The following is a 13,237-nucleotide window of genomic DNA, read 5'->3' on the forward strand; positions in this document are numbered from 1 at the left end:
GGTGGCGTGCGCGAGGATGGGGCTCATGAGCAACCACCTCACCCACGTGCACGCCCCCGACGGGGTGGCGCCCGGTTCCGGTTACAGCCATGTCGTCTGGGGAAGCGGCCGGTTCATCGCGATATCCGGCCAGTGCGCCCTCGACGCGGACGGCCGGGTGGTGGGCGAGGGGGACGCGGGCGCCCAGGCCCGCCGGGTCTTCGAGAACCTGCGGCGGTGCCTGGCCGCGGCGGGCGCCGGCTTCGGCGACGTGATCAAGCTGACCTACTTCGTCACGGACGTCGCCCACCTCCCGGCCGTGCGGGCCGCCCGCGACGAGGTGATCGACACGGCGCGTCCGCCGGCCGGCTCGGCGGTCCAGGTCTCGGCGTTGTTCCGGCCCGAACTGCTGGTGGAGATCGAGGCGTTCGCGGTCCTCCCGGAGGGGCCCCGGCCATGACGGACGCCGTACGCGTGCGGGACATGGCCGAGGACGACTGCGAGGCCGTCGCCGAGGTCCGGGTACGCGGCTGGCGGTTCGCCTACGACGGTCTGGTGCCGGCGTGGTACCTGCGGGCGATGAGCGTCGAGGCGGACGCCCGGGCCCGCCGGAAGCACTTCGCCCAGGACCGCTCCCGCGCCGTCCACCTGGTCGCGGAGCGCGCCGGTTCGGTCGTCGGCTGGGCGTGCTACGGGCCGTACCGGAACGGGTCCGCGACCACGGAGGAAGCTGAGCTGTTCGCGCTGTACGCACGGCCGGACCAGCTCTCGACCGGTGTCGGGCGCGCCCTCATGGACGAGGCGGCGGTCCGCGCGGCGGCAGAGGGCTACCCGGCGCTGCGGCTGTGGGTCCTGAAGGACAACGCCCGGGCACGGCGCTTCTACGAGAAGGCCGGTTTCGCGCCGGACGGTGTGGAGGAGCCCTGGCACGTGGCGGGCGTCACGCTGTCGGAGCTCCGCTACGTCCGCGGGCTGTCCGGCTGAGGGGCGCGGCGGGCCGGTCAGGCCGGCGGCGCGGTGCGCGGCGGCAGGCGCCGCAGGGCGGCCACGGCCGCCGCGGACAGGCGGGGATGGGCGCAGGCGGCTTCGAGGACCGGGCGGGCGCGGGGGTCGCCCAGGGCGCCGAGCCCCTCGGCGCAGGCCACGCCGACCCGCCAGTAGGGGTCGCCCGGCGCCAGGCGGCGCTCCAGCACGGTGACGAGCGCCGGTACGGACTCCGGGGCGCGCAGCTGGGTGAGCAGCCGGACCGGCAGCAGGGCGTAGGCCACGCGCAGCTCGTTGGTGGCCAGTGCGGCCGCCGCCCTCGGCGTGCGGGGATCGCCCAGCCGGGCCAGGGCGTACGCGGCGGACACGCAGCGCTCCGGGTCCCGGTGGTTGAGGAGCAGGACCAGCGCCTCGAAGGCGCGCCGGTCACCGGCGAGGCCGAGCCGGAACGCCGCGAGCTCCCGCGCCCACAGCGGCCTGCCCGGCCCGGTGAGCACGGCCGCCAGCTCGTCCGAATCCCGGACCGCCAGCAGCCGTTGGTACGCGGGCGACCCGCCGGCCTCCTCGCCCAGCCGGTGCGCGAGCGACCTCAGCTCCTCGTCGTCCTCCTCCCGGGCCCCGCCACCCCCGGCCACCCCGTCCCGCTCGCCGCCCCCGGCCACCGTGCCGCCTCCGCGCCCGGCGCGGCTCGACGCACCCGTGACGCCCCCGCCGCCCCCGTCCCGCTCGCCGCCCCCGGCCACCGTGCCCCGTCCGCCGCCCCGCGTGCCTCCGCCCCCTCGTCGCCGCCCCGACACCCCGCCGGCCTCTCCCGCGCCCCCGGCGCCCGGGCCGGGCGCGAGCCCCGCCGCGTCCCGCTCCTCCGGGCCGGGCGGCCGTGCCGCGGGGCGCGGTACGTCCACCGCCCCGCCCCGGTGCGCGGCGTCCCCGGGCTCCGTGGCGTCCTTCGCGTCCGTGCCCTCCATGGCGTCCATGGGTGTCAGTATCCGGTCCGACCGCGATCCACATCACACATTCGACCCACTTCCCAGGACTGGCGCGCTCGTTACCCGCCGGTTAATCTCATGTGAGCGGGCCACACCCGCACCCCTCACGGCGGCCTGGTGACGCAGCCGCCGCGAGTGCCTTGTCGGTTCGGCACCTTGTACGGCGTGACTCCGGGACAGAGTCGGCCGGTTCTCCTCACCGCGACAGCACGGCCGCGCAGCCCCGCTGCGCCCGACCCGCACGCATCCGGCGTACACCGCCTCTCCGGTCGTACCTCCGCGCGCGCCCCTCATCAGTCGTCACTCATCCCTGGAGTCCCGTGATGGACACCCCTCTCTCCACCATTGCCGTCGTCGGCCTCGGCACGATGGGCACAGGTATCGCCGAGGTCCTGGCCCGGGCCGGGCGCGAGGTCATCGGCATCGACATCAGCGAGGCCGCCGCCGCCCGCGCGGTTACCGCCCTGGAGGACGCCACCGCCCGTTCCGTGGCGCGTGAGCGGATCACCGAGGAGGAGCGACGGGACACCCTGGCCCGGTTCCGCGCCTTCTCCGACCTCCAGGCCGCCGCCGACGCCGATCTCGTGATCGAGGTCGTGCCCGAGTCGTACGAGGTGAAGCAGCAGGTCTTCCGGGCGCTGGACTCCATCGTGCGTCCCGACACGATCATCGCCACCGGCACCAACGCCCTGTCGGTGACCCGGCTGGCCGCCGACTCCGCGCGCCCGGAGCGGGTGCTCGGGATGCACTTCTTCAACCCCGCCCCGGCCATGAGGCTCGTCGAGGTGGTCTCCTCGGTGCTGACCGCCCCCCAGGCCGTCGCCGCCGTCACCGACCTCGCGCAGGCGCTCGGCAAGGAGCCCGTCTCGGTGGGCGACCGGCCCGGGTTCGTCGCCGACGGCCTGCTGTTCGGCTACCTGAACCAGGCCGCCGCGATGTACGAGGCCAAGTACGCCTCCCGCGAGGACATCGACGCGGCGATGAGGCTGGGCTGCGGCCTGCCGATGGGCCCGCTGGCCCTGCTGGACCTGATCGGCATCGACACCGCCCGTACCGTCCTGGACGCGATGTACGCCGAGTCCCGCGACCGGCTGCACGCCCCGGCGCCGATCCTCAAGCAGCTCAGCGAGGCGGGCCTGACCGGCCGCAAGTCCGGGCGCGGGTTCTACACGTACGAGGCACCCGGCAGCGGAGTGGTGGTGCGCGACGCGCTGACCCCGCTGGAGACCGCCACCACGGGCGCGACCCGTGAGGTCCGCTCGGTGGGCGTGGCCGGCTCGGGCACCATGGCGAGCGGCATCGCGGAGGTCTTCGCCAAGGCCGGGTACGACGTGGTGCTCGCGGCCCGCTCCGCCGAGAAGGCGGAGACCGCGAAGGCGCGGATCGGCAAGTCCCTCGCCCGCTCCGTGGAGAAGGGGCGGATGACCGCCGAGGCGCGGGAGGAGACGCTGGCCCGCGTGACGCCGGCCGGTTCGCTCGACGCGTTCGCCGAGGTGGACCTGGCGGTCGAGGCGGTCGCCGAGGACCTGGAGATCAAGCAGCAGCTGTTCGCGACCCTCGACAAGGTCTGCAAGCCGGGCGCGGTGCTCGCCACCACGACCTCGTCCCTGCCCGTCGTCGCCTGCGCCCGCGCCACCTCGCGCCCGCAGGACGTGATCGGGATGCACTTCTTCAACCCGGCCCCCGCCATGAAGCTGGTGGAGATCGTCCGTACGGTGCTCACCGGCGACGACGTCCACGCCACCGTCCGTGAGGTCACGGCGAAGATCCGCAAGCACCCGGTGGACTGCGGCGACCGGGCCGGCTTCATCGTGAACGCGCTGCTGTTCCCCTACCTGAACAACGCGATCAAGATGGTCGAGCAGCACTACGCGTCGCTCGACGACATCGACGCCGCGATGAAGCTGGGCGGCGGCTACCCGATGGGGCCCTTCGAGCTCCTGGACGTCGTCGGGCTGGACGTGTCGCTGGCGATCGAGCGGGTCCTGCACCGGGAGTTCCGTGACCCGGGCCTGGCCCCGGCGCCGCTTCTGGAGCACCTGGTGGCGGCGGGCTGCCTGGGCCGGAAGACGGGACGTGGCTTCCGCGAATATGCCCGGCGCTGAGCCGTACGGGGAGTGGGGCGGGTTGCTCGACCGGGCCGGCGGCCCGGCGGGCGACCCCGCCCCGCGGGCGCGGCCCGCCGCACCGATGCAGTACGTTCAGGTCATGTCCCAGCCCGCTGACTCCGCCCGCCGGCCCCCGCGCGCCACCGCCACTCCCGATGCCCCCGAGAGCGCCGCGGGCAGCCGTGCCGCCGCCCAGCGGCTCAAGATGCGCCGTGAGCTGGCGGCGGCGGCCATGGAGCTGTTCGCGACCAAGGGGTACGAGGCGACGACGGTCGACGAGATCGCCGCCGCGGCGGGGGTCGCCCGGCGCACCTTCTTCCGCCATTTCCGCTCCAAGGAAGAAGCGATCTTCCCGGACCACGACGACACGCTCGTGCGGGCGGAGGCGGTCCTGAACGCCGCCCCGGCGCACGAGCACCCGCTCGACACGGTCTGCCGGGGCATCAAGGAAGTCATGAAGATGTACGCGGCGTCCCCGGCGGTGTCGGTCGAGCGCTACCGCCTCACCCGCGAGGTGCCCACCCTCCGGGAGCGCGAGATCGCCTCGGTGGCCCGCTACGAGCGGCTGTTCACCCGGTATCTCCTCGGCCACTTCGACGAGCGGGACCACCACGACGGCAACGACGATCCGCTGCTGGCGGAGGTGGCCGCGTCGGCCGTCGTCACCGCGCACAACCATGTGCTGCGCCGCTGGCTGCGGGCGGGCGGCCAGGGTGACGTGGAGGCCCAGCTGGACCACGCCTTCGCCATCGTCCGGGACACGTTCGGCACCGGTATAGGCGCGGGGCGCGCGGCCGGCGCGACGGCTACCTCCAAGGCCCCCGCCGCGGCGGCGAGCGCCACCGGCGACGTCCTGGTGACCGTGGCCCGCACGGACACGCCGCTGGACGAGATCATGCGCACCATCGAGCGGACCCTCAAGACCCGCTGAGCCCAGCCCAGGGCCCCGCCCGGAAGCTCCGCCCGGAGCCCCCGGCAGCCCCACACGATGGACCCGCGCCCGCCCGGCCCGACGATTCGTCGGTGCCCGGCGGGCGTTTTGACGTGCATGGACGCCCTTCACGATCGATCATCGCTCATCTGTGAACGATGTATTGCATCTGAGAGAAATTCTTGGCACTCAGTGTCTTGCGGGCTGGCACGCGGTGTCATACGTTGATGTCGTCCGGGCGGCCGGCGTGCAGAGACATCTCGTACGCCGGCTGTCCCCGCAAGGCCACGTGCCTCGCGCGCCCGGGCGCCTGCGTCACAGGCAACCTCTGCGCACCACCCAGCGCTGCCAGCACCACCCGGCCGAACCGACGGCACACCTCCACAGCAGCACTTCCCGACGTTCGACGTTCCCCTCGACGTCTTCCCTCAAGACGTTCTTCGCCGGAGGCAACACCGTGAAGGAAATCCTGGACGCGATTCAGTCGACGGACACCACGTCCGCGGACTTCGCCGCTCTCCCCCTCCCCGAGTCCTACCGCGCGGTGACCGTGCACAAGGACGAGACCGAGATGTTCGCCGGTCTCACCACGCGCGAGAAGGACCCGCGCAAGTCGCTGCACGTCGACGACGTGGCGCTGCCCGAGCTGGGGCCGGGCGAGGCACTGGTGGCCGTCATGGCGTCCTCGGTCAACTACAACTCCGTGTGGACCTCGATCTTCGAGCCGGTGTCCACCTTCAGCTTCCTGGAGCGCTACGGGCGCCTGTCCGAGCTGAGCAAGCGCCACGACCTCCCGTACCACATCATCGGGTCGGACCTCGCGGGCGTCGTGCTGCGCACCGGTCCGGGCGTGAACTCCTGGAAGCCGGGCGACGAGGTCGTCGCCCACTGCCTGTCGGTCGAACTGGAGTCCTCGGACGGCCACAACGACACGATGCTCGACCCCGAGCAGCGCATCTGGGGCTTCGAGACCAACTTCGGCGGCCTGGCGGAGATCGCCCTGGTCAAGTCGAACCAGCTGATGCCGAAGCCGGACCACCTCAGCTGGGAGGAGGCCGCCTCCCCCGGCCTGGTGAACTCCACCGCCTACCGCCAGCTTGTCTCGCGCAACGGCGCCGGCATGAAGCAGGGCGACAACGTGCTGATCTGGGGCGCGAGCGGCGGCCTCGGCTCCTACGCCACGCAGTTCGCCCTCGCCGGCGGCGCCAACCCGATCTGCGTCGTCTCCAGCGAGCAGAAGGCGGACATCTGCCGCTCGATGGGCGCCGACGCGATCATCGACCGCAACGCCGAGGGCTACAAGTTCTGGAAGGACGAGCACACCCAGGACCCCAAGGAGTGGAAGCGCTTCGGCAAGCGCATCCGCGAACTCACCGGTGGCGAGGACATCGACATCGTCTTCGAGCACCCCGGCCGCGAGACCTTCGGCGCGTCCGTCTACGTCACCCGCAAGGGCGGCACCATCACCACCTGCGCCTCGACCTCGGGCTACATGCACGAGTACGACAACCGCTACCTGTGGATGTCGCTCAAGCGGATCATCGGCTCGCACTTCGCCAACTACCGCGAGGCGTGGGAGGCCAACCGCCTGATCGCCAAGGGCAAGATCCACCCGACGCTGTCGAAGGTGTACTCCCTGGAGGACACCGGCCAGGCCGCGTACGACGTCCACCGCAACCTCCACCAGGGCAAGGTCGGCGTCCTGTGCCTCGCTCCCGAGGAGGGGATGGGCGTGAGGAACCAGGAGATGCGGGACAAGCACATCGACGCCATCAACCGCTTCCGGAACATCTGATGACGGCACGGCGCAAGGACCGCCCCTGGCTCATGCGGACGTACGCCGGCCACTCGACCGCCGAGGCGTCCAACGAGCTGTACCGGCGCAACCTCGCCAAGGGCCAGACCGGTCTGTCGGTCGCCTTCGACCTGCCGACGCAGACGGGCTACGACCCGGACCACATCCTCGCCCGCGGCGAGGTGGGCCGGGTCGGGGTCCCGGTCTCGCACCTCGGTGACATGCGCCGGCTGTTCCAGGACATCCCCCTGGAGCAGATGAACACCTCCATGACCATCAACGCCACCGCCATGTGGCTGCTGGCGCTGTACCAGGTGGTCGCGGAGGAGCAGGGCGCGGACATCACCAGGCTCCAGGGGACGACGCAGAACGACATCGTCAAGGAGTACCTGTCGCGCGGGACGCACGTCTTCCCGCCCGGTCCGTCGCTGCGGCTGACCACCGACATGATCACCTACACGGTGAACCACATCCCCAAGTGGAATCCGATCAACATCTGCAGCTACCACCTGCAGGAGGCGGGCGCCACGCCGGTCCAGGAGATCTCGTACGCCATGTCGACGGCCATCGCGGTCCTCGACGCGGTGTTCGCCTCCGGGCAGGTGCCCGAGGAGCGCAAGGGCGAGGTGGTCGCCCGGATCTCCTTCTTCGTGAACGCGGGCGTCCGGTTCATCGAGGAGATGTGCAAGATGCGCGCCTTCGGCCGCATCTGGGACAAGATCACGCGGGAGCGGTACGGGATCGAGGACCCCAAGCACCGCCGCTTCCGCTACGGCGTGCAGGTCAACTCGCTCGGCCTGACCGAGGCGCAGCCGGAGAACAACGTCCAGCGCATCGTCCTGGAGATGCTCGCCGTGACGCTGTCGAAGGACGCACGCGCGCGTGCCGTGCAGCTCCCGGCCTGGAACGAGGCCCTGGGGCTGCCGCGCCCCTGGGACCAGCAATGGAGCCTGCGCATCCAGCAGGTGCTGGCGCACGAGAGCGATCTGCTGGAGTACGAGGACATCTTCGCCGGCTCGCACGTCGTCGAGGCCAAGGTGGACGCCCTGGTCGAGGAGTGCCTGGCGGAGATCGACCGCATCCAGGAGATGGGCGGCGCGATGGCCGCCGTCGAGTCGGGCTACCTGAAGTCGCAGCTGGTGTCCTCGCACGCCGAGCGGCGGGCCCGGATCGAGGCCGGCGAGGAGAAGATCGTCGGCGTCAACATCTTCGAGACGACCGAGCCCAACCCGCTCACCGCGGACCTGGACACCGCCATCATGACGGTGGACCCGGCCAACGAGGCGCGGGTGGTGGCGGGGCTCCACGAGTGGCGGGACAACCGCGACGAGACCCGCGCCCAGGAGGCCCTGGCCCGGCTGAAGGCCAGCGCGGCCGGGGACGCGAACATGTTCGAGGCGACCCTGGAGTGCGCCCGCGCGGGCGTCACCACCGGCGAGTGGGCCTGGGCGCTGCGGGACGTCTTCGGCGAGTTCCGGGCTCCGACGGGCGTGTCGTCCGCGCCGGTCGCGATCACCGCCGAGGAGGGCACCCCGCTCGCCGCCGTGCGCGCGAAGGTGGCGCGGACGGCCGACGAGCTGGGCGCCGGGCGGCTGCGGCTGCTGGTGGGCAAGCCGGGCCTGGACGGTCACTCCAACGGTGCCGAGCAGATCGCGGTACGCGCGCGTGACGCCGGCTTCGAGGTGGTCTACCAGGGCATCCGGCTGACCCCCGAGCAGATCGTGAACGCCGCCCTCGCGGAGGACGTGCACTGCGTGGGGCTGTCGATCCTGTCCGGCTCGCACGCCGAGCTGGTCCCGGACGTGCTGACCCGGCTGCGCGAGGCGGGCGCCGCGGACATTCCGGTCATCGTCGGCGGCATCATCCCGAGCGCCGACGCCGCCGAACTGAAGCGCGCGGGAGTGGCCGCCGTCTTCACACCGAAGGACTTCGGTATCACGGAGATCATCGGCCGTATCGTCGACGAGATCCGTACAGCGAACAAGCTCAACCCCCTCGAAAGCTCGGAGGTCCCCGCATGACGCCCGTCAACCGTCTCCGCCCTCGCCGCTCCTGCCTGGCGGTCCCCGGTTCCAACCCGCGCTTCCTGGAGAAGGCCCAGGGCCTCCCCGCCGACCAGGTCTTCCTGGACCTGGAGGACGCGTGCGCGCCGCTGGCCAAGCCCGAGGCGCGCCACACGATCGTGAAGTTCCTCAACGAGGGTGACTGGACGGGCAAGACCAGGGTCGTGCGGGTCAACGACTGGACGACCGAGTGGACGTACCGCGACGTCGTCACGGTGGTCGAGGGCGCGGGGCCGAACCTGGACTGCATCATGCTGCCCAAGGTCCAGAACGCCGAGCAGGTGGTGGCGCTGGACCTGCTGCTGACCCAGATCGAGAAGACGATGGGCTTCGAGGTCGGCCGCATCGGCATCGAGGCCCAGATCGAGAACGCCCAGGGTCTCAACAACGTCAACGCGATCGCGCAGGCCTCGCCGCGCATCGAGACGATCATCTTCGGCCCGGCCGACTTCATGGCGTCGATCAACATGAAGTCGCTGGTCGTCGGCGAGCAGCCGCCCGGCTACCCGGCCGACGCGTACCACTACATCCTGATGAAGATCCTGATGGCCGCCCGCGCGAACGACCTCCAGGCGATCGACGGCCCGTACCTCCAGATCAAGAACGTGGACGGCTTCCGCGCGGTGGCCGGCCGGGCAGCGGCGCTCGGTTTCGACGGCAAGTGGGTGCTGCACCCGGGCCAGGTCGACGCCGCCAACGAGGTGTTCTCGCCCTCCCAGGAGGACTTCGACCACGCCGAGCTGATCCTGGACGCGTACGACTACTACACGTCCGAGGCGGGTGGCAAGAAGGGCTCCGCGATGCTCGGCGACGAGATGATCGACGAGGCCAGCCGCAAGATGGCGCTCGTCATCTCCGGCAAGGGCCGCGCCGCCGGCATGACCCGCACCTCGAAGTTCGAAGCCCCGGAGGCCTGAGCACCATGCAGTTCGGACGCACCTACGAGGAGTTCGAGGTCGGCGCGGTCTACAAGCACTGGCCCGGGAAGACGGTCACCGAGTACGACGACCACCTCTTCTGTCTGCTCACCATGAACCACCACCCCCTCCACATGGACACCAACTATGCGGAGAAGACGACGGACTTCGGCAGGAACGTCGTCGTGGGCAACTACATCTACTCCCTGCTGCTCGGCATGTCCGTGCCGGACGTCTCCGGCAAGGCGATCGCCAACCTGGAGATCGAGTCGCTGCGCCACGTGGCGCCGACCTTCCACGGCGACACGATCTACGGCGAGACCACCGTCCTGGACAAGACCCCGTCGAGGTCGAAGAGCGACCGCGGGATCGTGTACGTCGAGACCAGGGGCTACAAGCAGGACGGCACGCTGGTCTGCGTGTTCCGCCGCAAGGTGATGGTCCCCACCGAGACGTACATCAAGGAGCGCGGCGGCGAGCAGCCCGGCCGCCCCGAACCGAAGCAGCAGGAGAAGTAGCCATGGCCCGACTCGCGCAGACCCACGGCCTGACGGACGTCCAGCGGGAGATCCTCTCCACGGTCCGGGACTTCGTCGACAAGGAGATCATCCCGGTCGCCACCCGGTTGGAGCACCGCGACGAGTACCCGCAGGACATCGTCGACGGGCTCAAGGAGCTGGGTGTCTTCGGCCTGATGATCCCGGAGGAGTACGGGGGTCTGGGCGAGTCCCTGCTCACGTACGCGCTGTGCGTCGAGGAGATCGCGCGCGGCTGGATGTCGGTGTCCGGCATCATCAACACCCACTTCATCGTCGCGTACATGCTCAAGCAGCACGGCACGCAGGAGCAGAAGGACACCTTCCTGCCCCGGATGGCGGCCGGCGAGGTGCGCGGCGCGTTCTCGATGTCCGAGCCGGCGCTCGGCTCGGACGTGTCGGCCATCACCTCGAAGGCGGTCCGGGACGGCGACGAGTACATCCTGAACGGCCAGAAGATGTGGCTGACGAACGGCGGCACGTCGACGCTGGTCGCCGTACTCGTCCGGAGTGACGAAGGACACCCGGAGGGCACCGCCCCCCACAAGTCGATGACGACCTTCCTCGTCGAGAAGGAGCCCGGCTTCGGAGAGGTCCGGCCGGGCCTCACCATCCCCGGGAAGATCGACAAGATGGGCTACAAGGGGGTCGACACCACCGAGCTCATCATGGACGGACTGCGCATTCCGGCCAATCGTGTCCTCGGCGGCACCACCGGCCGAGGGTTTTACCAAATGATGGACGGTGTCGAGGTCGGCCGGGTGAATGTAGCGGCGCGTGGCTGTGGCGTGGCGCAACGTGCGTTCGAGCTGGGTGTCTCGTATGCCCAGCAACGCCAGACTTTCGGCAAACCGATCGCCCAGCACCAGGCGATCCAGTTCAAGCTGGCCGAAATGGCTACCAAGGTCGAGGCCGCTCATGCCATGATGGTCAACGCAGCTCGCAAAAAGGACTCCGGGGAGCGTAACGACCTCGAAGCAGGGATGGCGAAGTACCTCGCATCCGAATACTGCAAGGAGGTCGTCGAGGACGCCTTCCGTATCCATGGCGGCTACGGGTTCTCGAAGGAGTACGAGATCGAGCGTCTCTACCGGGAGGCGCCGATGCTGCTCATCGGCGAAGGTACCGCCGAGATCCAGAAAATGATCATTGGGCGTCGGTTGCTCGAGGAGTACCGATTCCAGGGGTGATTGTCGCTTTTGAGCCGGTTCGGCCGCGAAGAAGATCACACCCTGTCATCGTCTTCCGGCCGCCGACTCGGCTTCTGGCTTGCCCAGTTGCGGCCCGCAACCGATAGCATCGCCAAAAAGCCGCCGTCCCCCGCACTCGCGCGGCATCACCGCTACGAAGGTCATCCATGCCCCACAGCCAAACCTCTGCACCTCGCGACAGCCTCCTTGGCGTACGTATCGCTCGCGGAGCATCGCCGTGGCTTCTGCCGACCGTCGCCACCGCCGCACTCAGTCTTGCCCGCTCGCGCCGTTCCAGGCGCGCCGCGGCCATCGCTGTGCCCACCACCGCTCTGGCGGCGGGCATGCTGTGGTTCTTCCGCGACCCCGAGCGCGAGATCGCGCCGGGCAGGGTCATCTCGCCCGCAGACGGAGTGGTGCAGAGCATCATGCCGTGGAAGGACGGACGGACCCGGGTCGCCATCTTCATGAGCCCGCTGAACGTCCACGTCAACCGCGCCCCCCTGGCGGGCACGGTGACGTCCGTCGAGCACATCCCCGGTGGGTTCGTGCCGGCGTTCAACAAGGAGAGCGAGAACAACGAGCGCGTTGTCTGGCACTTCGACACCGAGCTCGGTGACATCGAGATGGTGCAGATCGCCGGCGCGGTCGCCCGCCGCATCGTGCCGTACATCCCGCAGGGGACGAAGGTCGAGCAGGGCGAGCGCATCGGTCTGATCCGCTTCGGATCGCGCGTTGACATCTACCTTCCGGAAGGTGTCGACGTCGCTGTCGAGGTCGGTCAGACCACGACCGCGGGGGTGACTCGAATTGACCGTGATTGATCCCGACACACGGGCCGACTGGGCCGCCGACGCCGAGGCGGACATCGCCGAGGAAGCCGAGGAGATGCCGCTGTCGCTGCGTCTCTCAATAGCGGACACGCTCACGCTGGGTAACGCCACGTGCGGCTTCATGGCGGTGTACTTCACCACCACCGGCATCCTGATCCCGCACCTCACGGGCAGCCAGGAGACCGGCATGGCGCGGCACAGCGCCGCCACGGCCGTGATCCTTATGCTCCTCGCGGCCATCTTCGACCTCTTCGACGGGCTCGTGGCGCGCAAGCTGCGCAGCTCGCCGATGGGCGCGGAGCTGGACAACCTGTCGGACCTGATCAGCTTCGGGCTCGCCCCGGCGTACTTCGTCCTGGTGTACGGGATGGTCGCGGACGACGCCCACCAGAAGGTCTCGGCCGTCGCCGCGATCGTGGTGCTGCTGGCGGTGGTGCTGCGGCTCGCCAGATTCAGCTGCGTGACCCTGAAGGACGGCATGTTCCAGGGCATGCCGTCCCCGTTCGGAGCGCTGACGGTCGTCTCGATCGTGCTGCTGGAGCTGCCGTTCATCCCGACGCTGCTGGCGATCATCGGCACCGCGTGGCTGATGGTGAGCCGTGTCGAGTACCCCAAGCCGCGGGGCGTCCTCGCGGTGGCGATGCTCAGCTGGATCATCGGCGCGATGGGCCTGCTGGCGGCGTGGGCGTTCGACGCCCCGGGCGGCCAGCTGCTGCTCCAGACCGGCTGCGCGCTCCAGGTTGTGCTGGGCGCCGTGATCCCTCTCTTCGCGACGGCCCGGCGGGTGAACACCTTCCGCGACAACCGGCGCGAGAGCCGGGAGGCGCGGGCGGCCCAGCTGCCGTAGCGCACGACAGGCGTGGATGACGGAAGGGCCCGGGTGCGGGATACGCGCCCGGGCCCTTCCGCGTGCCC

Annotated in this window: 12 protein-coding genes; 11 read left to right on the top strand and 1 reads right to left on the bottom strand. The window is 70.4% G+C overall.

The annotated features are described in order from the left end of the window. Window positions 1-25: 25 nt before the first annotated feature. A complete protein-coding gene (locus IE109_RS03915; protein ID WP_189549062.1) occupies window positions 26-439 on the top strand; it encodes a RidA family protein in 414 nt (137 codons plus the stop codon). Beyond that, entirely contained in the window at window positions 436-963 is a 528-nt protein-coding gene (locus IE109_RS03920; protein ID WP_189549064.1) for a GNAT family N-acetyltransferase, read from the top strand. The genes IE109_RS03915 and IE109_RS03920 overlap by 4 nt, the downstream gene beginning before the upstream one ends. Before the next feature lie 17 nt (window positions 964-980). On the opposite strand, the gene IE109_RS03925 is transcribed toward IE109_RS03920, so the two are convergent. Beyond that, the gene (locus IE109_RS03925) at window positions 981-1,598 is read right to left on the bottom strand and encodes an adenylosuccinate lyase (protein ID WP_229890600.1); all 618 of its coding nucleotides are present in this window, start codon (window positions 1,596-1,598) and stop codon (window positions 981-983) included. A gap of 674 nt (window positions 1,599-2,272) precedes the next feature. On the opposite strand from IE109_RS03925, the gene IE109_RS03930 reads away from it, so the two are divergent. From IE109_RS03930 to pssA, 9 genes are all read left to right on the top strand, one after another. Further along, entirely contained in the window at window positions 2,273-4,054 is a 1,782-nt protein-coding gene (locus IE109_RS03930; protein ID WP_189549066.1) for a 3-hydroxyacyl-CoA dehydrogenase family protein, read from the top strand. Between the two features lie 103 nt (window positions 4,055-4,157). Beyond that, the gene (locus tag IE109_RS03935; protein ID WP_229890525.1) at window positions 4,158-4,988 is read left to right on the top strand and encodes a TetR family transcriptional regulator; all 831 of its coding nucleotides are present in this window, start codon (window positions 4,158-4,160) and stop codon (window positions 4,986-4,988) included. 457 nt (window positions 4,989-5,445) lie between these two features. Further along, on the top strand, window positions 5,446-6,783 hold the full coding sequence (gene ccrA, locus IE109_RS03940; RefSeq protein WP_189549068.1) for a crotonyl-CoA carboxylase/reductase: 1,338 nt from the start codon (window positions 5,446-5,448) through the stop codon (window positions 6,781-6,783). Further along, complete coding sequence (locus tag IE109_RS03945; protein WP_189549070.1) at window positions 6,783-8,804, top strand: ethylmalonyl-CoA mutase; 2,022 nt, start codon at window positions 6,783-6,785, stop codon at window positions 8,802-8,804. Before ccrA ends, IE109_RS03945 begins: the two co-directional genes overlap by 1 nt. Continuing rightward, window positions 8,801-9,763, top strand: a complete 963-nt coding sequence (locus IE109_RS03950; RefSeq protein WP_064072294.1) for an HpcH/HpaI aldolase/citrate lyase family protein — start codon at window positions 8,801-8,803, stop codon at window positions 9,761-9,763. Before IE109_RS03945 ends, IE109_RS03950 begins: the two co-directional genes overlap by 4 nt. 5 nt (window positions 9,764-9,768) lie before the next feature. Further along, a complete protein-coding gene (locus tag IE109_RS03955; protein ID WP_189549072.1) occupies window positions 9,769-10,281 on the top strand; it encodes a MaoC family dehydratase in 513 nt (170 codons plus the stop codon). Window positions 10,282-10,283: 2 nt separating this feature from the next. After that, the gene (locus tag IE109_RS03960; protein ID WP_189549074.1) at window positions 10,284-11,489 is read left to right on the top strand and encodes an acyl-CoA dehydrogenase family protein; all 1,206 of its coding nucleotides are present in this window, start codon (window positions 10,284-10,286) and stop codon (window positions 11,487-11,489) included. A gap of 167 nt (window positions 11,490-11,656) precedes the next feature. After that, window positions 11,657-12,313, top strand: a complete 657-nt coding sequence (locus IE109_RS03965; RefSeq protein WP_189549076.1) for a phosphatidylserine decarboxylase — start codon at window positions 11,657-11,659, stop codon at window positions 12,311-12,313. Beyond that, window positions 12,306-13,169: a CDP-diacylglycerol--serine O-phosphatidyltransferase gene (gene pssA, locus IE109_RS03970; protein WP_189549604.1), complete on the top strand. Its 864-nt coding sequence runs from the start codon at window positions 12,306-12,308 to the stop codon at window positions 13,167-13,169. Before IE109_RS03965 ends, pssA begins: the two co-directional genes overlap by 8 nt. Window positions 13,170-13,237: the final 68 nt, after the last annotated feature.

The sequence above is a fragment of the Streptomyces lavendofoliae genome (assembly GCF_014649735.1).
GTDB lineage: Bacteria > Actinomycetota > Actinomycetes > Streptomycetales > Streptomycetaceae > Streptomyces > Streptomyces lavendofoliae.

Excerpts from the sequence above, each read along its gene's own strand:
- IE109_RS03915 (WP_189549062.1), top strand. The coding sequence starts at position 26 with ATGAGCAACCACCTCACCCACGTGCACGCCCCCGACGGGGTGGCGCCC.
- IE109_RS03920 (WP_189549064.1), top strand. The coding sequence starts at position 436 with ATGACGGACGCCGTACGCGTGCGGGACATGGCCGAGGACGACTGCGAG.
- IE109_RS03930 (WP_189549066.1), top strand. The coding sequence starts at position 2,273 with ATGGACACCCCTCTCTCCACCATTGCCGTCGTCGGCCTCGGCACGATG.
- IE109_RS03935 (WP_229890525.1), top strand. The coding sequence starts at position 4,158 with ATGTCCCAGCCCGCTGACTCCGCCCGCCGGCCCCCGCGCGCCACCGCC.
- IE109_RS03945 (WP_189549070.1), top strand. The coding sequence starts at position 6,783 with ATGACGGCACGGCGCAAGGACCGCCCCTGGCTCATGCGGACGTACGCC.
- IE109_RS03950 (WP_064072294.1), top strand. The coding sequence starts at position 8,801 with ATGACGCCCGTCAACCGTCTCCGCCCTCGCCGCTCCTGCCTGGCGGTC.
- IE109_RS03955 (WP_189549072.1), top strand. The coding sequence starts at position 9,769 with ATGCAGTTCGGACGCACCTACGAGGAGTTCGAGGTCGGCGCGGTCTAC.
- IE109_RS03960 (WP_189549074.1), top strand. The coding sequence starts at position 10,284 with ATGGCCCGACTCGCGCAGACCCACGGCCTGACGGACGTCCAGCGGGAG.
- IE109_RS03965 (WP_189549076.1), top strand. The coding sequence starts at position 11,657 with ATGCCCCACAGCCAAACCTCTGCACCTCGCGACAGCCTCCTTGGCGTA.